We start from the raw sequence: 21940 nt of genomic DNA on the forward strand, positions 1-21940 counted from the left end.
CCTTCGCTGGAATCGCTATCATGGTCGCGATTCGTCGAATCCGACGATCGCTTCAATGGAGATTCACATGGCGTCATCCAACGAAACCGTCAGCATGGCGCTATTCTGCGACTTTGAAAATGTCGCGCTCGGCGTGCGCGACGCGAAGTACGACAAGTTCGATATCAAGCTGGTGCTCGAACGCCTGCTGCTCAAGGGCAGCATCGTCGTGAAGAAAGCGTATTGCGACTGGGATCGCTACAAAAGTTTTAAAGGCGCGATGCACGAGGCCAATTTCGAATTGATCGAAATTCCGCACGTGCGCCAATCGGGCAAGAATTCAGCCGACATCCGGCTCGTGGTCGACGCGCTCGACCTCTGCTATACGAAATCGCACGTCAATACGTTCGTCATCATCAGCGGCGATTCGGATTTTTCACCGTTGGTGTCCAAGCTGCGCGAAAACGCCAAGCAGGTGATCGGCGTGGGCGTGCAGCAATCCACGTCGGACTTGCTGATCGCGAACTGCGACGAGTTCTTCTTTTACGACGACCTCGTGCGCGAGAGTCAGCGCACGGTCGCCAAACGGGAGTCGGCACGCCCGCAACAGACCGCCCAGCAGGCTGCCAAGCGCGTGCCCGATGAAGACAAGACCCGGCACAAGGAGGATCTGGAGAAACGCCGCACCAAGGCGGTCGAGATCGCCGTGCAAACGTTCGACGCGCTTGCATCCGAACGCGGCGACAGCGGCAAGATCTGGGCATCCGTGCTGAAGAACGCGATCAAGCGCCGGAAGCCGGATTTCAACGAGACGTACTACGGATTTCGCGCGTTCGGCAACCTGCTCGAAGAGGCGCATGCGCGCGGGCTACTCGAGTTCGGCCGCGACGAAAAGTCCGGTGCGTATGTGTACCGCAGCACGGCAGCGAACGTGGCTGGAGAAAATGTGAATGAGCCTGCCGAGTCCGAATCGGCTGAACAATTTTATGAGGCACAGGTTGTCGAAACAGTCGTAGCCGAACCGGGCGGCAAGCACGAGTCGCGTCGCAGGGGCCGTGGCAATCGCAAGGCGGGCCGCGCTCAGCAGGAGGCCGTTCAGGAAGAGCGAACCACGGTCGAGCAGGATGGCAACGTGCGACCTTGGGAGGACGACGCGCGTGCGCAGATGTCGTCTGCCGGCGAGCCGGTTGTCGAGCAGTCCGAAGCCGCTTGGTCAGTACAGGAGCATGCTCGCGCGGAATCGATGAATGATCCGGTCGCGGAACCGGTCGCTGCCGTCCACGAAGACATCAAGAAAGCGGAAGGCGAACAGGCCGAGCGCCGAAAGACGCGCGCACCGCGTAAAATGGCCGCCAAGAGAGCGAAGAAGAGCACGCCTCGAACGATCGACGACATACCGGAGATCGCCGCGCCGGCTGAAACACCAGCGTCGGCGACCGGCGCGGAAGAAGCACCCGTGGTGGCCAGAAAACCAGCGCGTAAAGCCGCGCCGCGCAGCCGTCGTCCGCGCAAGACCGCGGCGACAAACGACGCGGAGTGAGCGGGTCCCATGACGTGCTTCGTCGTGAATGGTGGTGGTGTACAGCGCCGACCATGGCGATGCAGGTGCCCCGAAAACCTGAGAGTTAAACAGAAAGCCCCTACTCATCATGAGCAGGGGCTTTTTTGTCGCCGCTTCACTGTGTAACCCATCCCGCTGAAGAATCGAATACACCTCATCAGAGCCACGGAGCTCGAAACCTATTGCCAAGCACGAACAATCCGGAACGCGCCTCTCACGGCGACGCTAACTGATTCGCACGCCTACCGCTCACTCCAGCTTTACAGAAAGGAACGTGCGCCGGCCTTCACGATGCGCTCGCCGCAGCCCAAATACCACCGCGCCATTCATCCCGCTCAAATAGACCTTGCCGTGCGAGCGTACTGCGATCACTTCCGCATCCTTAAGCTGAAGACACGAAATCTCCAAACCGACCGACCCTCACGATCAGGGTCATCAATACATCAACGATCAATACGGATAAGGCGCATACATAACCGGCGGCGGTGCCGCATATCCCGGCGGCGGCGCGTAATAGGGCTGCGGCGCAACGTAAACCGGTTGCGGCGCGGCGTAGTAACCACGCGGTTGCGCGATCGTGTCGCCCTTCGAGGTCATGCACTGAGCGTAGGCGGCGTCGTAGTGCGCCTGCAAGCCGGCGGCGGAATACTGGGCACCGTTCGCGCCATTCGCGCCGCCGATCAGCAGCCCGCTGCCCGCCCCAATCGCCGCACCCGCGCCGGCATTGCCGCCCGCTGCGCCGAGCAACGCGCCTATCGCCGCGCCGCCAAGCGTGCCCAACGCCGCGCTGTTTACGCTATTCGTGGTGGCCGCCTGTGCAGCCCCGGACGAGTTAGTGGAGCGGTATGCGTAGTCACGGCATGCATAGTCGTTCTGCTGGAACTGGTCGAGCGTTTCGCCGCTGCGCGGCAGCGCGACCACGCTCGGGGCGCTTGGCGGTGCGACTGCGCAGCCGCCGAGCGCGAGCGCAACAAGGGCAGCCGGTATTGCAATACATATCGATTTGGTGCTGGAGATCATGCTGGTGCGCTTCAGAACATTGGAATTCAAACGTTAGGCCAATTGATGCTACCTATGGTTACCGGATCGTTACAGAAAGTTTTTCGCGTTGTCGGGCGCGTTGGGCTGGTGGTCGCAAGCTTGCCGAATTCGGCACGACGATTGCGGGATGTCATATCAGGTAACGCTTGTAAGTGCGTCGGCAATCAAATTCCACGGCACCCCGTCTAGACTCGCATCGAACATTATCGCGCAAGCCACGCACCGACGGCGTGGTGCAAGCAATACACGGCTGCGCGACTATACGCGCATTGGCTGAATGCCAGTATCGAGCTTGACTCATGTCCATGATGAAAGGAAGGAGGACTCAATGAACCGGCTCGTATGCGCCGTGAGCGTAGGCTGCGCCGTCTGTGTCTCGCCCGTTTTCGCGCAGTCGAATTCGACCCTGCCGAACGACGCGATCCAGCAACCGGCGACGACATTTCCAAGCACTGCCATCGCGCAAAATTTCCAATACATGAACCATCCTCCACCTCCGGCACCCGCCAGTTCAGCAGCGCCCACGGGCGGCGGCCGTGGCCATCGGCATCGACAGATGCCGGCCAATTCCGATAGCAGTACATCGGCGCAACCTTGATCCGTACAGGCAAGATCTGCGCAAGCGGAAAAAGCTCCACGTGACACAGGATCAGTCATTGCGCCGCAGTTACCAACTGTGACAACTTTGCGTCTAAAGTGGCTTGCTATCTCTAAAAAGAAGACGCTTTCGTCATTGCGTCAAGCAGCGGGGGCAAACATCCCGAATCCGCTGATTACCCAAGCCCCAAAAAGAAAAAGCCCTCGCGTACGAGGGCTTTCATTTTTCACTGACATTGCCGAACGCCATGACGGCGGGTAGTTCGAAATTGCCCAACTCATTAGGCTATGCCAACTACCCCCATCAACGCGGCAACCAGCAATCTCACGCGAAGTTCTTCGCAGCGAATTCCCAGTTGACGATGTTCCAGTACGCTTCAACGAACTTCGGACGCGCATTGCGGTAGTCGATGTAGTACGCGTGTTCCCACACGTCGATCGTCAGCAGGGCTTTTGCATCCGTGGTCAGCGGCGTAGCGGCGTTGCTCGTCGACACCAGGTCGAGCGAACCGTCGGCCTTCTTCACCAGCCATGCCCAGCCCGAACCGAACGTGCCGACCGCGGTCTTCGCGAATTCTTCCTTGAACTTGTCGAACGAACCCCACTTGGCGTTGATCGCGTCAGCCAGCGCGCCGGTCGGTGCGCCGCCACCTTGCGGCGACAGGCTGTTCCAGAAGAACGTGTGGTTCCACACTTGAGCCGAGTTGTTGAACACGCCGCCCGACGACTTCTTGACGATCTCTTCCAGCGACAGGTTCTCGAACTCCGTACCCTTGATCAGATTGTTCAGGTTGGTCACATAAGTCTGGTGATGCTTGCCGTAATGAAACTCGAGCGTCTCTTCCGACATGTGCGGAGCGAGTGCGTTTTTCGCGAACGGCAGCGGCGGGAGCGTATGTTCCATGGTGCTTTCCTTCTGTCTGTATCTGTTGTGGGGGAGTCTGCGGATAACGCTTTAGAACACTCGATTGTAGGCGAGTTGGAATAACCCCGCAAACCAACGGACTTTATGCCCGGCATCGGCAAACAGGCCGCGCACAAAGCGTAATTAGTGCATTCGCGTTACGTGTGTCGGGCTCATCAGGCAGTCAAAAGTACGGCGCGCGCGGCCGTCGGCGAAGTGTCAGAAACCGTCGGCGAGACGCTCCTGCACATCGGCCAGTGCGATGTCGGCCGAACCTTCGGCGAGGTGCACCGTGAGGCGCCGCCCCGGTTTCAACGACGACGGCGCGCGCACCGCCCGGCCGCTGCGTGCATCGATCATGGCCGCATAGCCCCGCTCCAGGGTGCGTTGCGGACTCAGCACCTCGAGCCGCGCGGCAAGCGTATCGATGCGCGCGACCTGACGTTCATGCTGGCGCAACAGCGCTGCGTCCAGACGTTGCGCGAGATTGCCGAGCCTCGTTTGATGGGCGGCGAGATCCGGACGCCAGCGCTGCCAGCGCATCTGCAACAGCGAAAAGCGCGCTCGCGCGTCACGCACCGGACGCGCACCCGCCGACGCGAGCCGCACGCTCAATTGCTGCAGATGCGTGCGTTGCCGCGTCAGACGCTCGGCCGGCGACACGAGCCGGCGCGCGAGCCAGTCGAGTTGCTGCGCGCGCCGCTCCATCATCCTGCCGAAGCCGCGTGCGAGCGTCGCGTGCCGATGATCGAGATCGCGCAGCAGTAGCACGCGCTGCGGGCTCACCAGCTCGGCGGCGCCGGTCGGCGTCGGCGCACGCACGTCGGCGGCGAAATCGGCGATCGTGAAATCGGTTTCGTGACCGACGCCGCTCACCACCGGGATCGCGCTTTCCGCAATCGCGCGGGCCAGCACTTCTTCGTTGAAGGCCCACAGATCTTCAATCGAGCCGCCGCCGCGGCACACAATCAGCACGTCGACTTCGCGTCGCGCGCTGGCCGCCTCGACCATCGCCGCAAGCTTGCTGCTGACGCCGACGCCCTGCACCGGCGCCGGATACACGATCACGGGAATGTGCGGCGCGCGGCGCGACAGCGTGGTCAGCACGTCACGCAGCGCCGCGGCCTGCAACGACGTCACGATGCCAATCGCACGCGGATGAACCGGCAGCGCGCGCTTGCGCTCGGCGGCGAAAAGACCCTCGGCTTCGAGCTGCGCTTTCAGTCTGAGAAACGCTTCGTACAAGCGCCCCTGACCGGTGCGGCGCACCGCTTCCACGTTCAGTTGCAACTCGCCGCGCGGCTCGTACATCGTGACGAGCGCGCGCACTTCGATGCGGTCGCCTTCGCGCGGCGTGAACTCCGCGTACTGCGCACGGCCGCGGAACATCACACAACGCATCTGCGCCTGCGCGTCCTTGATCGAGAAATACCAGTGGCCGCTCGCCGCGCGCGTGAAGTTCGACACTTCACCCGCCACCCAGACAAGCGGAAACGAGCGTTCGAGCATCGTGCCGATCGCGCGATTGAGCGCGGAAACGGGAACGACGACTTCACCGCCGGGCACCGCCGACGAGGAAAAGGGACTTTCGGGATTCATGCGAGGGAGGTATCTGTGACTGGCCGGACAGACGATAGACCGAGTGGCCAGCGGCGTCCAGCGTAGTCGCTGGATTATTAAAAGTGTCCACATGGCGGGACCCGCCAGACGAATTCCGCCAAATCGCCCGCCAAACCCCATAAACACCAATCATGTCCTTGATTTATATGGTGTTTATATCTCGCCAATGGTAACGATTGCCGATACGGAAGGCTCGCCACGGCCCTCCCAGCCCATTGGACAGAAGGTTCTCCACAAAGTTATCCACAGGGCATGAGGAGCGTTGCAAGCCACGGCTCGTCGGTATGCGCGCGCCGCACGACTTGCCGGGCGGCACGCCCGCGCGCTAGAGTGGCGGGTTCGACGGCATGTCGCGCGGCCGCCGGGCGCGCTGTTGCCGCGACGGCGCGGCAATGGCACGGCAACTGCATGGCAACTTCGTACGCACCCCGCGCGCCGCATTTTCACGAGCGTCACGAGCGCGCCAAACGCCGCGCTGCCCGATTTTTCGCTTCACTTTCGATTGTCCGGAGGATCGCGTTGATGCTGACCCCGCGTATTGCGCATGGCGCCTCCACGCCGCCGCGCCGCCCCTTGCTGGCGAACGGCGTGCCGCTCATCCGGGCGACTTGCCCATGAGCGCACTCAACGACCGTCTCGAAGCCCGCCTCGCGCGCGAGTGGCAACAACGCGGCCCGTTCGCGTGGGCGCTCACGCCTTTGGCCTGCGTGTTCGGTGCAATTGCCGCCGCGCGCCGCGCCGCGTTCTCGCTAGGCTGGTTGAAGTCCGTGCGAGTCGGCGTGCCGGTGGTGGTGGTCGGCAACGTAACCGTCGGCGGGACCGGCAAGACGCCAACCGTGATCGCGCTGGTCGAAGCGCTGCGCGCCGCCGGCTTCACGCCCGGTGTGGTGTCGCGCGGTTACGGCGCGCGCGTGAGGACACCGACGCCGGTTACGCCCGCGTCGGCGGCGCGGGTCGGCGGCGACGAACCCTTGCTGATCGCACGCCGCACCGGCGCGCCGGTGTGGGTTTGTCCGGACCGCGTGGCCGCTGCGCAAGCTTTGTGCGCCGCGCATCGCGAAGTCGACGTGATCGTCAGCGACGACGGCTTGCAGCATTACCGCCTGGCGCGCGACGCCGAACTGGTCGTGTTCGATCACCGGCTCGGGGGCAACGGCTTCCTGCTGCCAGCCGGTCCGTTGCGCGAGCCGCTGTCGCGCCGCCGCGATGCGACGCTGATCAACGATCCCTACGCGCGCACCCTGCCCGCGTGGCCGAACACGTTCGCGCTACAACTCGCCCCCGCCGACGCGTGGCATCTCGACAACCCCGCTCTGCGCCGTCCGCTCGCGCAATTCAGCGGCGAGCGCGTGCTGGCCGCGGCCGGCATCGGCGCGCCGGAGCGCTTTTTCGCGACGCTGCGCGCCGCCGGCCTCAAACCCGCCACCCGCGCGCTGCCCGATCACTACGCGTTCGAGCGCAATCCTTTCGCCGACGTGGACGCCGATGCGATCCTGATCACGGAAAAGGATGCGGTAAAATTAGGGTCCTGGCACGACGCGCGCATCTGGGTTGTCCCGGTCGAAGCCGCGCTCGATCATCGCCTCATTGCATTAGTTGTGGAGAAAGTCCGTGGACGCTCGCCTGCTTGAAATTCTCGTCTGCCCGATCTGCAAGGGCCCGCTCAGCTACGACCGTGCCGCGCAGGAGCTGATCTGCAATGCGGACAAGCTCGCCTATCCGATCCGCGACGGCATCCCCGTGATGCTGGTCGACGAAGCGCGGCAGACCGTGGAAGGCACGCCGGTCGATCTGAATCCGGGCTCGGTCGCTTGAGTCGGCTTTGACCGCGCGGGCAGGCGTCATCCGCCACGGCCCGCGCCGCTGGTTCGCATCACTCGCCGCTGTTCCGTTTGCGCCGCGCTCGCTGCACGCTGAGTGCTCCCTCCGGTTGTACCGCCGCCCGCTTTTTCGATGACCCACGCCAATCTCACCCCTGCTCCCGCGACTCCGTTCGTCGCCGTCGTGCCCGCCCGGCTCGCTTCGACACGTCTGCCCAACAAGCCGCTCGCCGACATCGGCGGCAAACCGATGGTGGTGCGGGTCGCCGAGCGCGCACGCGAATCGGGCGCGCAGCAGGTGCTGGTCGCATCGGACGCGCAAGCGGTATTGGATGTTGCGCGCGAGCACGGCTTCGAAGCCGTGTTGACGCGCGCCGATCATCCGTCCGGCACGGACCGTCTGGCGGAGGTGGCGACCCAGTTCGGTTGGAGCGACGACACCATCGTCGTCAACGTGCAAGGCGATGAGCCCCTGATCGATCCCGCGCTGGTGTGCGGCGTTGCGTCGCACCTCGCAGCGAGCAGCGGCTGCGCGATCGCGACGGCCGCGCACCCGATCACCGATCCGGCCGAGATTTTCAATCCGAACGTCGTCAAGGTCGTGCTCGACGCGCGCGGCGTGGCGTTGTATTTCTCGCGCGCGCCGATTCCGTGGGCTCGCGACGCCTATCTGCCGCACTGGCCCGATGTCGCGTCGATGCCCGCGCCGCCCGCGCCTGCCGTGGTCCACCGGCATATCGGGCTGTACGCGTATCGCGCGCAATTCCTGCGCACCTACCCCAGTCTCGCGATCTCGCCGATTGAACAGGTCGAAGCGCTCGAACAGCTGCGCGCGATGTGGCATGGCGAGCGCATCGCGGTACTCGTCACGCACGACGTGCCGCTGCCCGGCGTCGACACGCCCGCCGATCTCGCGCGCGTACAGGCGTTATTCGGGTCTTGAGCACAAAATCCCATGGCATAATCAAACGGTTCTGCGCGTCTCCCGTAACAAACGAAACCTGGGGTTTGCCCGGTCGCACCGTTGCCGTCTTGCAGCGCCGTCGTCATCACATTGATGCCGACGTGCAGCGCGAGCCACCGCAACGGCAACCGATGCGGGTCCTTCGGCGAATCGTGGGAGCTTGCCGCAACAGCAAAGAATTCACATAGATCTGGAGATATCACATGCGTTTGATCCTTTTGGGTGCGCCGGGCGCGGGTAAGGGCACTCAGGCAAACTTCATCAAGGAAAAGTTCGGCATTCCGCAAATTTCCACGGGTGACATGCTGCGCGCGGCCGTCAAGGCCGGCACGCCGCTCGGTCTCGAAGCCAAGCGCTTCATGGACGCGGGCGAGCTGGTCACGGACGAGCTGATCATCAACCTGGTGAAGGAACGTCTGCAGCAGCCGGACTGCGCGAACGGCTATCTGTTCGACGGCTTCCCCCGCACCATTCCGCAAGCGGAGGCGATGAAGCAGGCTGGCGTCGCGATCGACTACGTGCTCGAAATCGACGTGCCGTTCGACGAGATCATCGTGCGTATGAGCGGCCGCCGCTCGCACGCCGCTTCGGGCCGCACGTATCACGTCAAGTTCAATCCGCCGAAGGTCGAAGGCGTGGACGACGTAACCGGCGAGCCGCTGATCCAGCGCGATGACGACAAGGAAGAAACCGTCCGCAAGCGTCTGGAAGTGTATGAAGCGCAAACCAAGCCGCTGATCGAGTACTACAACAACTGGGCCACGAAGGGCGATTCGTCGACCACGCTGAAGGCGCCGCAGTACCGCCGCATTTCGGGCCTCGGCAGCGTCGATGAAATTCGGGCTCGCGCGTTCGACGCGTTGAAGTAAGCTCGCTGCCGACTGCTTCTGTCGTACGAAAACCCGCCCATGCCGGCGGGTTTTTTGTTGCATGCGCGTTGCGCTATATCAGCAGCCTGCTTCATGCCCCGGTATTAATTAGTTAGATATCCGTATCGGTTTGATTACCCTCAACCACACGACACGCGGATCACGCCGTCAACCCGCGTCGCTTTCCGCGTTGCAACATAGCCGCTACAATCGACCATCGAAAAGATATTCGATCGAGACATAACTGAACAACCGTAGCAAAGGAGAAGACATGGAGATTCGTGACAATGCGTTCCTGATCACCGGCGGTGCATCAGGACTGGGCGCCGCCACCGCGCGCCTTCTCGTCGAAAACGGCGGCAAGGTCGTGCTCGCCGATCTGAATCAGGCTGCCGGCGAGGCGCTCGCGAAGGAACTCGGCGGCGTGTTCGTCAAATGCGACGTGAGCCGTGAAGAGGACGCCACGCAAGCCGTCGAAGCCGCGACGAAGCTCGGCACGCTGCGCGGCCTCGTCAATTGCGCGGGCGTAGCGCCGGCCGCGAAAACCGTCGGCAAGGACGGCCCGCATCCGCTCGACTCGTTCGCGCGCACCATCTCGATCAATCTGATCGGCACGTTCAACATGATCCGGCTCGCCGCCACGGCAATGTCGAAGAACGAGCCGAATGCGCTCGGCGAGCGCGGCGTGATCATCAACACGGCATCGGTCGCCGCCTATGACGGCCAGATTGGTCAGGCGGCCTATGCGGCATCGAAGGGCGGCGTGGTCGGCATGACGCTGCCGATCGCGCGCGACCTGTCACGCAACGCGATCCGCGTGATGACGATCGCGCCGGGCATCTTCGAAACGCCGATGCTGCTCGGCATGCCGCAGGAAGTGCAGGACGCGTTGGGCGCAATGGTGCCGTTCCCGTCGCGGCTCGGCAAACCGGCTGAATATGCGATGCTGGCCAAACAGATTCTCGACAATCCGATGCTCAACGGCGAAGTGATCCGTCTGGACGGCGCGATCCGCATGCAGCCGAAGTAACGACGCCCGCCTCCGCGCGTTGCCTGATTGCGGCGCGCACAAAAAAAAACGCCTGCACATGGATCACGTGCAGGCGTTTCCGTTTTGCGGGGTTTGCAGCGCCATTCAGCTAGTCGTGATCGTCGTGCTGCGTGCGTTGGCGCAACTCGTGCAGTTGCGACTCCACCACCGTCGCGTCCTCGGCATCCGGTCGGTCGCCGAGATAACTTTCGAGGTCTTCGAGCGCCGGACGCAGGTAATCGAGCCGCGCGTATGCAAAGCCGCGATCGCGCACCTCTTCGATATTCTCCGGCAGCAGGATCACGAGCCGCTGCTGCACCGCCAGCAAACGCTGCCAACGCTCCGTCTGCAGATAAATCGACTTCAGATTGCGCAGCATCCGCGCGATGATCTCGCGCCGCGTGGCCGGTTGCAGCAGCATGCGCAGCGCCTGGCTCACCGACTCGCCCGCCGACGCCACATACGGCTCCAACATCTCCACCATCTGCGTCTCGGTCAGCGACTGGCCGGTAGTCGGATCGAGCATGACTTCGCCGTCGGGCGTCGTCACGCGCAACAGGAAGTGCCCGGGAAACGACACGCCGCGCACCGGAACGCCGATCTGCTCGGCCATCTCCAGATACAGCACCGCGAGCGAAATCGGTATGCCGCGGCGGCGTTTGAGCACCGCGTTCAGATGACTGTTGTCGGGGTCGTAATAATCGTTGAGGTTGCTGGCGAAACCCAGCTCGCGGAAGAAAAACCGGTTCAGCATACCGACCTTCTGCCTGCTGTCGGCGTCGTCCGGCATGCGGCGCTGCAAACGCACCACCAGCTCGTCGATCTCGGCCAGCGCGGCTTGCATGTCGAGATCGGGATAAGCGTCCTGCGCGAGAGAGAGCGCCGTCTCGGTCAACGGCAGGCTATCGTCTTCGGCCACGAGCGTACTGAAATAGTCGAGAACTCGCGTCATCGTGATCACTTCACTCGCCTTTTGAAATACGCGTACTTGAAGCCCATCAGCCACAGCATACCGAAATATAGCGCGGCGAACAGCACCAGGCACGCGCCCAGCAACACCATCCGTTCGACCGGCCGTTCGTGCATGGCGATCCAGTCGAAGCTGATCGCAAGCCAACGCATCACGCCCGCCAGCACGAGGCAGGCGCCGAACAATTGCACGAAGAATTTGAGCCAGCCGCTCGACGGCATGTAGATACCGCGCTTGCGCAGGCCGAGAAACAGCAGCAACGCGTTGACGCAGGCGCCGAGCCCGACGCTCAGCGTCAGGCCCGCATGCGCGAAAACCGGCACGAACACGTAGTTGCTCAACTGTGTGACGATCAGCACGCCGATGCCGATCTTCACCGGCGTCTTGATGTCCTGCTTCGCGTAGAAGCCGGGTGCGAGGATCTTGATCAGAATCAGGCCGACCAGACCGACGCCGTACGCCGCCAGCGCGCGGCTGACCATCACGACGGAGTTGCCGTCGAATTTGCCGTAGTTGAACAGCACCGCGGTCAGCGGCTGCGCGAAGAAGAACAGCGCGATCGCGCTCGGCGCGGCCAGCAGGAATGTGACGCGCAAGCCCCAGTCGAGCAGCGACGAATACTCGTGCGCATCGGCGTCAACGTGCGCCTTCGAGAGACTCGGCAGCAGGATCGTGCCCAGCGCGACGCCGAGCAGCGCGGTCGGGAACTCCATCAGCCGGTCGGCATAGTTGATCCACGACACCGCGCCCGGGCCAATACGCGACGCAATATTCGTGTTGATGATCAGGCTGATTTGCGCGACCGACACGGCGAACATCGCCGGCACCATCTTCGACAGCACCCGCTTCACGCCGCGATGCGCGAGCGCGCGCACCGGGTTCAGACCGATCCGCGGCACCATGTCGATCTTCTTCAAACCCGGCAGCTGGACGATGAACTGCAGCAGGCCGCCGGCGATCACCGCCCACGCGAGCGCATAGACCGGCGTTTGCATACGCGGCGCGAAGAACACCGCGGCGACGATGAACGCCACGTTCAGCAGCACCGGCGCGAACGCCGGCAGCGAGAAGTTCTTGTACGTATTCAACACGCTCGACGCCAGCGACGTCAGCGAGATGAAAATGATGTACGGGAACATGATGCGCGTCATCGTGACCGCGAGCGCGTACGCGTGGCCTTCATGCGCGAGACCCGACGCGACCACGAACACCACGCCCGACGCACCCACCACGCCGATCAGCGAGAGGACCGCCAGCGCCCACGCGAGCACGGTCGAGGTCGCGTCGACCAGCGCCTTGGTGGCGTCGTGGCCTTGCTGGTTCTTGAACTCGGCGAGGATCGGCACGAAGGCCTGCGAGAACGCGCCTTCGGCGGAGATACGGCGCAGCAGGTTCGGAATACGGAAGGCGACGTAGAACGCGTCAGTGTATTGACTGGCGCCGAACGCGCGAGCGATCAGCGTTTCGCGGGCCAGTCCGGTCACGCGCGACAGCAGCGTGAAGCCGCTGACCGTCAGCAGGGCTCGGATTAGATTCATGGGGCGCTTATTATACGGGTGCCGCAGGTGCGGACGACGAGCCGGAACGCGAATCGGACCGATTTGCTGAGCAGACGTTCGATCCGGCGGGCAAATCGACGCACTTTTTGCGGCTTGCCAGCTCGCGGCGCCGGTCATGAAACGGCGCCGGAAACACGTGTTCCGGCATGACGGCGGCACACTCGCGCGAGGTTGTACTTCGAGCCCCCGTTGACCGGCTCCCGGCTTTGCCGCACGGGCCGGCACAGTCCGGCCACGCATTCCCGTTGCCACGTGACTGATTTTGTTGCTATAATCGCCGGTTTCGAAGCTCGCTCAGTTTTCGGACGCGCTCGAGGACCAAGCCAAGGTTGGCGCAACGCCGGCTCGCCACGTCCTCGAATAGCTGAAAACACGGGCACGCCTTCGCGTAGTTCGATCGAATTTTTCGACACTCTTTGCGCTCTTGGGCAATCGCTTCCAAGAGTTCGGATTAAAAGCAGCACCTCACCACTTGAAGGTCAGGTACTGGAAACAGGAACAGGATAAGGAACCGTCATGGCTAACTCCGCACAAGCACGCAAGCGCGCCCGCCAGGCCGCCAAGGCAAACTCGCACAACTCGGCACTGCGCTCGAAGTTCCGCACGGCTATCAAGGCTGTCCGCAAGGCGATCGACGCCGGCGACAAGGCCAAGGCCGCTGAAATCTTTCAGGCGTCGTCGAAGACCATCGACATCATCGCCGACAAGAAGATCGTTCACAAGAACAAGGCTGCTCGCCATAAGAGCCGTCTCGCCGCAGCCATCAAGGGTCTGCAGGCGTCCGCAGCGCAGTAATTCCGGTCAGCCCGCTTCGGTGGGCTACCTCCTGTTTCCGCTGCACAGAAAGGCCCGCCTCGGCGGGCTTTTTTGCTTTGCACTCGATCGGACACACCGGACCGCGTGAATCGCTGCCGAGGCCTTCGCTTCAGGCATAAAAAAACCCGCTGCTTGCGGGTTTTTGCTTTTGCAGATCCGGCCGGCCTGAGCTAGATCACGTGCCTTTTGGCCAGCGGCTCGGCGTGCTCGAGTTGCAACTCGCACGCTTCCGTCACCACGAGGTCATTGTCTTTCGCAAAGTTGAGCACGAAATCGAATGCCATCGGTTCGATGTCGCGCAAACGCGAATCGAGAATCACGCACTTGAGGTCGCCGATCATGGTCGGCCGGACATACAGCGAGTACTGCATATAGGCGTTTGGCCCCTTTCTCGCACCGGGACCAAAACATGCCATCACGCCTGCGAGCCGCTCCGACCAGTCGCTCGGCCGAAACTTTTTTCCCTTCGACGTGATGCCCTGAATGAAATATTCGGTTGGAGCTGCTTCGGCCATGTAGGAATACCTGTGTGACTGCCCAGCAGGATGACGGCAAAACCGACGGCAGACCGGCCATATATGAGCGAAGTTGCCGCTAGTCGCCATACACGCCGCGACGGCGAGCTGCGCCATCAGAAGCCGCCGAGAACGGCTGGGCCGCCCCGGTGCTGGTCATGTCGGCGCACCGCGAGCAGGCCTGGCGCACCGCGCGCGCCGTGTCCCGCAAGCGAAATACCGCGCTGCTGGGCTTTGGGATAACCCGTAGATTATAGCGCAGCGGACCTTTTTCCGCAGCGCACACAAGCTTCTCCCGAGCCGCTCGCGAGCCTTTCAGACGGCTTGCCCGGCCTTTTGGCCGACTCGTCAAACGCGGCGAAATCCTTTATGCTGCATTGAGTTGTGCGACACGCATGCTCGTGTCCGTTAGCCCACGTTACGGGCATCGACCGCAGTAGATGTGCTTTAGGCCCCTAGGGGCAATTTCTAGTAGCTGAGTGTGTGGTCCTTCGGGACTACGCCCCATATTTGTGAAGCGTGACCCGGGCATTTCCAGCCGGAGGATCGCATTGTATTGACCTGATTACCGTCAGGTCCCGCCCAGTCAGCGGCTTCATCCCCGCCGACAAGGCGGGATGTCGTGTGCAATTCCTGTGCTTTCAACGGCAACGGATTCGCAAGCCGATACGAGCGAAAGCTCGGTGTGTCATTGTTTTGCCTCGTCTGAGTCCGGGTGAGGAAGTGAACCTGCTGTACGACCAGCAGTAGCCTAGGAAGACATGCGTCACTGGCAACGGTGGGGTGTGAAGCTCTTCTGACAATGTAGCCCCCGGATGTTTCGGGCAGGTCTTTTCCGTGAGGGATCGACTTGGAGACTCCTAGCAGCGATGGGGTTGAGGAGCTAGGCTGACTGATAAGGTTAACAGATGTGAACTGCTGATAAACCTCGTAAGCAGCGTTGTGCCTAAGCTGCTATCAGGCACTGACCAAAAGGTATGTGGTCGGATAACCCGTTGACTCATCGGGTTACGTCGTCGTGACGACCACCGGGGAATAGGCAGAACCTAAGTCAGTCGTGTGACATGCCGGGAACGTGGTAAGCCTGTATGGTTGCCAGCGCAGTTGGCTGGCACGCGAACCGTAAGGGACGCTGTTGATTGTGCAGGTATGGGAGGACGGAGAAAGCGAATGCCGGGCTGTAACGGTCCGGATAGGGGTTGAGACATTACCTCACGCGATAAGCGGGCAGACTTCCGTCTGGTCTACCGTCGCAAGACGGCTGACTACCCTCTGTAACTTGGTTCGATGCGGGCGCGTGCGCCCGTATTGAGGTGTTTGTCCGAGATATGGGTGCATGCGCTCATATTGAGGTGTCTGTTGTTCCCCAGCGGGGTGTGTCTTCCCCGCTGGGGGAGATGCGCCTTCTGCCGGGGATCTAATCCAAGGTAGGAGAGCAGCATGAAAGTATCTGGTCGAAAGACTGGATCTGCGCTTTCCCACGCGCCGGACAGCTGGTACGCCGTAGATTGGCGTCGGGTTGAGCGGAACGTGAGAGGGATGCAGATTCGAATTGCGAAGGCGACGCGGGAAGGTAACTGGCGCAGGGTGAAAGCCCTGCAACGGATGCTGACCCGCACGTTGTCCGCGAAGTTGTATGCGGTACGACGTGTTACGCAGAACCAGGGTGCGCGAACGGCTGGAGTCGATCGCGAGCTATGGGATTCGCCTGAAAGCCGGTGGGAAGCCATCGGCAGGTTGAAGCGGCGCGGATACAGGCCTCTGCCATTACGGAGAGTCTTTATCCCCAAGGCCAATGGGAAGGAACGCCCGCTGGGCATTCCGACCATGCGGGACAGGGCGATGCAGGCTCTGTATCTGCTGGCATTGGAGCCAGTGTCGGAATCGACGAGCGACCCGAATTCGTATGGATTCAGGCTAAACCGGTCGACGGCTGACGCCATGTCCCAGATTTTTCTCCTCACGTGCCGCAGCGTTTCGTCGCAATGGGTACTGGAGGCGGATATCAAGGGCTGCTTTGACCACATCAACCATGAGTGGCTGGAAAACAATGTCCCGATGGACAGGGAAATTCTCCGCAAGTGGTTGAAGGCTGGCCTGATTTACAAGGGGCAGCTACAGGCGACTGAGGCCGGTACGCCGCAGGGAGGGATCATCTCCCCGACGTTGGCTAATGTGACGCTGAACGGGCTGGAACGGGAACTGATTGCGCACCTCGGTGCGAAATTTGGGGTCGCGAAGGCCAAGAAGCTGAAAGTGAATGTGGTGCGGTACGCGGATGACTTCGTGATTACCGGCGACTCGCAAGAGGTGCTGAAAAGCGAAGTCCGCCCTTGGGTGGAAGCATTCCTCGCAGTTCGAGGTCTGCAATTGTCCGAGGAGAAAACGCGGGTCACGCACATTGACCACGGCTTCGACTTCCTTGGGTGGAATTTCCGGAAGTATTCGGGAACGCTGCTCATCAAGCCAAGCAAGAAAAACGCGCAAGCGTTCTATCGCAAGGTGGTGGAAACGATCAGCGGTAACAAGACGGTGAAGCAGGAGGACCTGATCCGGCTGCTGAACCCGATGCTACGAGGCTGGGCGCAGTATCACAGTCCCGTGGTTGCCAAGCAGGCGTACACACGCATGGAGTATCTGGTCTATCAGAGGCTCTGGCGATGGTCGAAGCGGAGGCATCCAAACAAGAACGCCGACTGGGTGAGAAAGAAGTACTTTCACACTGTGGGTGAGCGGAATTGGGTGTTTGGCGCTCCCGTGGTACGGGACGATGGCAGCAAAGGGTTGCTGGAGTTGTACCAAATTAGCGGTACGACTATCAGGCGCCACAAGAAGATCAAGGGAGATTTCAACCCCTTTGATCCCATGTGGGAGCGATATGGCGAGCAGTTGCGGCAGGAGCGCCTGTGGGAATCAATGCGTTACCGCAAGCAATGGGCGAGCTTGTACATGTCGCAGAGCGGGCTTTGTGCGCACTGCGGCTGTCCCTTGACGGACGAAACGGGTTGGCACGATCATCATCTGGAATATCGGATGCATGGCGGGTCAGATGGTTTGTCTAACCGGGTTTTGCTTCACCCACACTGTCACCAGCAGGTACACGTTGGTAATATTGCAGTAGCTAAGCCGGTCTTATCGTAGATAGGACTCTGTTTGTAGGCTCGAGCTGTATGCGGTGAAAGCCGCACGTACAGTTCCTAGGGGGCTCCTCTTCCGTAAGGAAGGGGGGCTACCCTCCACCACAAACGACGGCGGCGCCGTCCGGCAATCCTGCCGGGTGAGACCGCCGTATTTGTTTCATGACCGCCAAGAAAATTCGCCACTACCTGCAGTTCAAGGATTTCTCGCTGGACGACTACGAGTACGTGCTGGAACGCGCGCGCATTCTGAAGCGCAAGTTCAAGAACTACGAGACCTACCATCCGCTGCACGATCGCACGCTGGCGATGATCTTCGAAAAGAATTCGACGCGTACGCGCCTGTCGTTCGAAGCCGGCATCTTCCAGCTGGGCGGCCACGCGGTCTTCATGAACACGCGCGACACGCAGCTTGGCCGCGGCGAACCGATCGAAGACGCCGCGCAGGTGATCTCGCGCATGGTCGACATCATCATGATCCGCACGTTCGGCCAGGACATCATCGAGCGTTTCGCCGAGAATTCGCGCGTGCCGGTGATCAACGGGCTGACCAACGAATACCACCCCTGCCAGGTGCTGGCCGACATCTTCACGTACTTCGAGCATCGCGGTCCGATTCGCGGCAAGACGGTCGCGTGGGTCGGCGACGCGAACAACATGCTGTACACGTGGATCGAAGCTGCGCACATTCTCGGCTTCAAGCTGCGCCTGTCCACGCCGCCGGGCTACAAGCTCGACCGCGCGATGGTCGCCGCCGAAAGCGCGCCGTTCTACGAGGAATTCGACGACCCGAACGAGGCCTGCGCGGGCGCCGACCTCGTCACCACCGACGTGTGGACCAGCATGGGCTTCGAGGCCGAAAACGAAGCGCGCAAGAAAGCCTTCGCGGACTGGTGCGTCGACGCCGAAATGATGGCGCGCGCCAATCCGGATGCGCTCTTCATGCACTGCCTGCCCGCCCACCGTGGCGAGGAAGTCAGCGCGGAAGTGATCGACGGGCCGCAAAGCGTCGTGTGGGACGAAGCGGAAAACCGTCTGCACGTGCAAAAGGCGCTGCTGGAATACCTGCTGCTGGGCAAGCTGAATCACTGAGCGAGCCCCTCTCCAGCATCTGCGTGAAGCGCGGTGGGGCCTTGAATACGAGGCCGGTCATCCACGTCGGCGCCGCGCACCGAGCCGGGGTCCACTGCTGCGAAGCGGACCCGGCTGCATCGCCCAGCTGCCCCAAAAACGCGGGCACCCGGCGGTTTAGTGTCAAAATAGTGCCTTTCCGCGCGCCGGAACCGCCGGTGCGCGTTGTTTTCCCGCTTTTTCCAGCTACGAGTTCACCATGAGCGATATCAAGAAAGTCGTGCTCGCCTATTCGGGCGGCCTCGACACCTCCGTCATCCTGAAGTGGTTGCAGGACAATTACGACGCCGAAGTCGTCACGTTCACGGCCGACATCGGCCAGGGCGAGGAGCTGGAGCCGGCGCGCAAGAAAGCCCTGCAACTCGGCATCAAGCAGGAAAACATCTTCATCGAAGACCTGCGCGAAGAATTCGTGCGCGATTTCGTGTTCCCAATGTTTCGCGCCAACACGATCTATGAAGGCGAGTACCTGCTGGGCACGTCGATCGCGCGTCCGCTGATCGCCAAGCGTCAGATCGAGATCGCCCGCGCCACCGGCGCGCAAGCTGTGTCGCACGGCGCCACCGGCAAGGGCAACGACCAGGTTCGCTTCGAACTCGGCTACTACGCGCTGGAGCCTGGCATCAAGGTGATCGCACCGTGGCGCGAGTGGGATCTGCTGTCGCGCGAAAAGCTGCTCGCGTACGCGGAAAAAGCCGGTATTCCGATCGAAATGAAGCACAAGCAAGGTGGCGCGCCGTATTCGATGGACGCGAACCTGCTGCATATTTCGTTCGAAGGTCGTCACCTGGAAGATCCGAAGGCGGAAGCCGAAGCCGATATGTGGCGCTGGACCGTGTCGCCCGAAGAGGCACCGGATCAGGCTGAATACCTCGACATCGAGTACGAGCACGGCGATCCGGTCGCGATCAACGGCAAGCGTCTGTCGGCGGCGGAAATGCTGACCGAACTGAACCGCCTGGGCGGCAAGCACGGCATCGGCCGTCTGGATCTGGTGGAAAACCGTTATGTCGGCATGAAGTCGCGCGGCTGCTATGAAACGCCGGGCGGCACGATCATGCTCAAGGCGCACCGTGGCATCGAGTCGATCACGCTCGACCGTGAAGTGGCTCATCTGAAAGACGACCTGATGGCCCGTTACGCGTCGCTGATTTACAACGGCTACTGGTGGAGCCCGGAGCGCCGCGCGATCCAGGTGCTGATCGACCACACGCAGGAGAAAGTCAACGGCTGGGTGCGTGTGAAGCTGTACAAGGGCAGCGTCTCGGTGGTCGCGCGCGATTCGAAGGAAACGCTGTTCGACAAGACCATCGCCACGTTCGACGACGACGGCGGCGCGTACAACCAGGCCGACGCCGGCGGGTTCATCAAGCTGAACGCGCTGCGTATGCGGATTGCGGAGAACGCTCGCCGTCAGCGCGGCTGATAGCGCGTGCCGTGCCGGTGAAGGCTGACTTCGCATAAGCGAAGTCAGGCGCCGCAACCCGCGGCCTGAGCCAAAACGCAGACGATAAAAAGGCGCCGGGAGTATTCTCCCGGCGCCTTTTTTCAATTGCAGCGTCCCACTTCCTCAAGCCGCTCGTCCAGCGCGATTAACCGCGCTCACAAACAAACCGGCTCCGCCTCCAACTCCACGCCGAATCGCTCCGACACGTCGCGCCGGATTGCCCCGGCAAGCGCCAACACCTCCGCGCCGCTCGCTCCGCCGCGATTCACCAGCACCAGCGCCTGCCTCTCGTGCACGCCCGCCGCGCCCATCGTCCGGCCCTTCCAGCCGCACCGATCGATCAGCCAGCCCGCGGCCAGCTTCACCCTGCCATCCGGCTGAAGGTAGGACACGACATCCGGCTCCTTGTGCTTTAACGCATCGAACTGCGCCGCGTCGACCACCGGATTCTTGAAGAAGCTCCCGGCGTTGCCGAGTTGCAGCGGGTCGGGCAGCTTCGCGCGCCGCACCGCCACCACTGCATCGAAGATGGCCTGCGCGGTTGGCGGCTTGCCGGCCTGATCGGCATAGCCGGCAGCGGCCAGCTCACGCGCCAGATCCGCATAAGCGGCGCGCGGTTGCCAAACCTTCGGCAAACGGAACGTCACCGACGTGATCACGAAACGGTCACGCCCTTCCCGCTTGAAGAAACTGTCGCGATAGCCGAAGCGGCAAGCCTGCGCGTCGAGTTCGACCACCTCGCCCGTCGCCAGCTCCACCGCGCGCAGCGACGCAAACCGCTCGCACATTTCCAGCCCATACGCGCCGATGTTCTGGATCGGCGCGGCTCCCACCGTGCCTGGAATCAGCGCGAGGTTCTCCAGGCCGGGCAGCCCTTGCGACAACGTCCAGGCGACAAACTCGTGCCACGGTTCGCCGCCGGCCGCTTCGACGTACCATGCGTCGTCGTCCTCGCGCACCAGCCGGCGGCCCCGCAACGCCACCAGCAACACCAGCCCGGCGAAATCGCCGCTCAGCACGACATTGCTGCCGCCGCCCAGCACGAGACGCGGCAGCCCGGCCGCGCGCGAATCGCGTACCGCGGCCATCAATTGCTCTTCGCGCTCGATCCGGCATGCAAACTGCGCACGCACATCGAAGCCGAAAGTGTTGTGCGCCTTCAGCGGATAGCCGGCAATGAACGCGGCGGAATCGGATTGGGACATCGGAATCAGAACAATGAAACGGCGAATGAAGGAATACGACCAGATCGAACCCGGGCCGCGCGACAATGCGCGGCGGCCTTGGGCAAAAGGGGGCGGCGTCGGTAAAATGACGTCCGGTCCGTGATTATAGCGAGTGCCCCGTGCGCAGCCGCCCGGCCGCGTCACGCACCGCAGCACTATTGGGAGAATGCAATGCCATCGTTTGACGTCGTCTGCGAAGCGAACATGATCGAAGTCAAGAACGCGATCGAGCAGTCCAACAAGGAAATTTCCACGCGCTTCGACTTCAAAGGGTCGGACGCGCGCGTCGAACATAAGGAAAACGAAATCACCGCTTACGCCGACGACGACTTCAAGCTCGGCCAGGTGAAAGACGTGCTGCTGTCGAAAATGGCCAAACGCAACGTGGACGTGCGCTTTCTCGACTACGGCAAGATCGAGAAGATCGGCGGCGACAAGGTCAAGCAGGTCATCAAGATCAAGAAGGGCGTGTCCGGCGACCTGTCGAAGAAAATCGTGCGCCTCGTGAAGGACAGCAAGATCAAGGTCCAGGCCAGCATTCAGGGCGACGCTGTGCGCATCACCGGCGGCAAGCGCGACGATCTGCAAAGCGTGATCGCGATGCTGCGCAAGGACGTGACCGATACGCCGCTCGACTTCAACAACTTCCGCGACTGAGGCCAGGGGCGCCGCGTAGATGCGCGCCCGAGCAAACGGGCAGCAGCGCAAGTGTTAAAACACGCCGAGGCCCGTGCGAGGCTTGCTAGTAACCTGC

The 21940-nt window shown here is 62.0% G+C and carries 18 protein-coding genes; 11 read left to right on the top strand and 7 right to left on the bottom strand.

Features of this window, described 5'->3' with window-relative positions; translation table 11 throughout:
• Positions 1–67 precede the first annotated feature (67 nt).
• Entirely contained in the window at positions 68–1519 is a 1452-nt protein-coding gene (locus tag FVF58_RS21510; protein WP_149671867.1) for an NYN domain-containing protein, read from the top strand.
• A gap of 471 nt (positions 1520–1990) precedes the next feature.
• On the opposite strand, the gene FVF58_RS21515 is transcribed toward FVF58_RS21510, so the two are convergent.
• The 3 genes from FVF58_RS21515 to xseA form a co-directional block, all read right to left on the bottom strand.
• The gene (locus tag FVF58_RS21515; protein WP_149671868.1) at positions 1991–2560 is read right to left on the bottom strand and encodes a glycine zipper family protein; all 570 of its coding nucleotides are present in this window, start codon (positions 2558–2560) and stop codon (positions 1991–1993) included.
• Between the two features lie 943 nt (positions 2561–3503).
• Positions 3504–4082, bottom strand: coding sequence for a superoxide dismutase [Fe] (gene sodB / locus FVF58_RS21520; protein WP_149671869.1), 579 nt, complete (start codon positions 4080–4082; stop codon positions 3504–3506).
• A gap of 219 nt (positions 4083–4301) precedes the next feature.
• Positions 4302–5681 carry an exodeoxyribonuclease VII large subunit gene (gene xseA, locus FVF58_RS21525; RefSeq protein WP_149671870.1) on the bottom strand — a complete coding sequence of 460 codons (1380 nt, stop codon included), beginning with the start codon at positions 5679–5681 and terminating at the stop codon, positions 4302–4304.
• A gap of 635 nt (positions 5682–6316) precedes the next feature.
• Between xseA and lpxK the strand changes: the two genes are divergently transcribed.
• The 5 genes from lpxK to FVF58_RS21550 all read left to right on the top strand — a co-directional run bounded on the left by lpxK (position 6317) and on the right by FVF58_RS21550 (position 10385).
• Positions 6317–7333, top strand: coding sequence for a tetraacyldisaccharide 4'-kinase (lpxK, locus tag FVF58_RS21530; protein WP_149671871.1), 1017 nt, complete (start codon positions 6317–6319; stop codon positions 7331–7333).
• Positions 7314–7517 carry a Trm112 family protein gene (locus FVF58_RS21535; RefSeq protein ID WP_007180583.1) on the top strand — a complete coding sequence of 68 codons (204 nt, stop codon included), beginning with the start codon at positions 7314–7316 and terminating at the stop codon, positions 7515–7517. The genes lpxK and FVF58_RS21535 overlap by 20 nt, the downstream gene beginning before the upstream one ends.
• Before the next feature lie 138 nt (positions 7518–7655).
• Complete coding sequence (gene kdsB, locus FVF58_RS21540; RefSeq protein WP_149671872.1) at positions 7656–8465, top strand: 3-deoxy-manno-octulosonate cytidylyltransferase; 810 nt, start codon at positions 7656–7658, stop codon at positions 8463–8465.
• A 224-nt stretch (positions 8466–8689) separates the two neighbouring features.
• On the top strand, positions 8690–9355 hold the full coding sequence (gene adk, locus FVF58_RS21545; RefSeq protein ID WP_149671873.1) for an adenylate kinase: 666 nt from the start codon (positions 8690–8692) through the stop codon (positions 9353–9355).
• Positions 9356–9626: 271 nt separating this feature from the next.
• Positions 9627–10385: a 3-hydroxyacyl-CoA dehydrogenase gene (locus FVF58_RS21550; RefSeq protein ID WP_149671874.1), complete on the top strand. Its 759-nt coding sequence runs from the start codon at positions 9627–9629 to the stop codon at positions 10383–10385.
• Positions 10386–10494: 109 nt separating this feature from the next.
• On the opposite strand, the gene FVF58_RS21555 is transcribed toward FVF58_RS21550, so the two are convergent.
• Entirely contained in the window at positions 10495–11337 is an 843-nt protein-coding gene (locus FVF58_RS21555; protein ID WP_149671875.1) for a SirB1 family protein, read from the bottom strand.
• A 5-nt stretch (positions 11338–11342) separates the two neighbouring features.
• The gene (gene murJ / locus FVF58_RS21560; protein ID WP_149671876.1) at positions 11343–12893 is read right to left on the bottom strand and encodes a murein biosynthesis integral membrane protein MurJ; all 1551 of its coding nucleotides are present in this window, start codon (positions 12891–12893) and stop codon (positions 11343–11345) included.
• Positions 12894–13430: 537 nt separating this feature from the next.
• On the opposite strand from murJ, the gene rpsT reads away from it, so the two are divergent.
• Positions 13431–13709 carry a 30S ribosomal protein S20 gene (gene rpsT / locus FVF58_RS21565; RefSeq protein WP_020069158.1) on the top strand — a complete coding sequence of 93 codons (279 nt, stop codon included), beginning with the start codon at positions 13431–13433 and terminating at the stop codon, positions 13707–13709.
• A gap of 191 nt (positions 13710–13900) precedes the next feature.
• On the opposite strand, the gene FVF58_RS21570 is transcribed toward rpsT, so the two are convergent.
• A complete protein-coding gene (locus FVF58_RS21570) occupies positions 13901–14245 on the bottom strand; it encodes a DUF3579 domain-containing protein (RefSeq protein ID WP_149671877.1) in 345 nt (114 codons plus the stop codon).
• A 1440-nt stretch (positions 14246–15685) separates the two neighbouring features.
• On the opposite strand from FVF58_RS21570, the gene ltrA reads away from it, so the two are divergent.
• The 3 genes from ltrA (at position 15686) to FVF58_RS21585 (ending at position 19939) form a co-directional block, all read left to right on the top strand.
• Positions 15686–17386 (top strand): group II intron reverse transcriptase/maturase, encoded by a 1701-nt coding sequence (ltrA, locus tag FVF58_RS21575; RefSeq protein WP_149671878.1) that lies wholly within the window; start codon positions 15686–15688, stop codon positions 17384–17386.
• Between the two features lie 158 nt (positions 17387–17544).
• Positions 17545–18474: an ornithine carbamoyltransferase gene (gene argF, locus FVF58_RS21580; protein WP_149671879.1), complete on the top strand. Its 930-nt coding sequence runs from the start codon at positions 17545–17547 to the stop codon at positions 18472–18474.
• A gap of 238 nt (positions 18475–18712) precedes the next feature.
• Positions 18713–19939 carry an argininosuccinate synthase gene (locus tag FVF58_RS21585; protein ID WP_149671880.1) on the top strand — a complete coding sequence of 409 codons (1227 nt, stop codon included), beginning with the start codon at positions 18713–18715 and terminating at the stop codon, positions 19937–19939.
• Positions 19940–20115: 176 nt separating this feature from the next.
• On the opposite strand, the gene murB is transcribed toward FVF58_RS21585, so the two are convergent.
• Positions 20116–21165 (bottom strand): UDP-N-acetylmuramate dehydrogenase, encoded by a 1050-nt coding sequence (murB, locus tag FVF58_RS21590; RefSeq protein WP_149671881.1) that lies wholly within the window; start codon positions 21163–21165, stop codon positions 20116–20118.
• A gap of 192 nt (positions 21166–21357) precedes the next feature.
• On the opposite strand from murB, the gene FVF58_RS21595 reads away from it, so the two are divergent.
• A complete protein-coding gene (locus tag FVF58_RS21595) occupies positions 21358–21843 on the top strand; it encodes a YajQ family cyclic di-GMP-binding protein (RefSeq protein ID WP_007180572.1) in 486 nt (161 codons plus the stop codon).
• Positions 21844–21940 lie beyond the last annotated feature (97 nt).

It is taken from the genome of Paraburkholderia panacisoli (assembly GCF_008369935.1).
Classification (GTDB): Bacteria; Pseudomonadota; Gammaproteobacteria; order Burkholderiales; family Burkholderiaceae; genus Paraburkholderia; species Paraburkholderia panacisoli.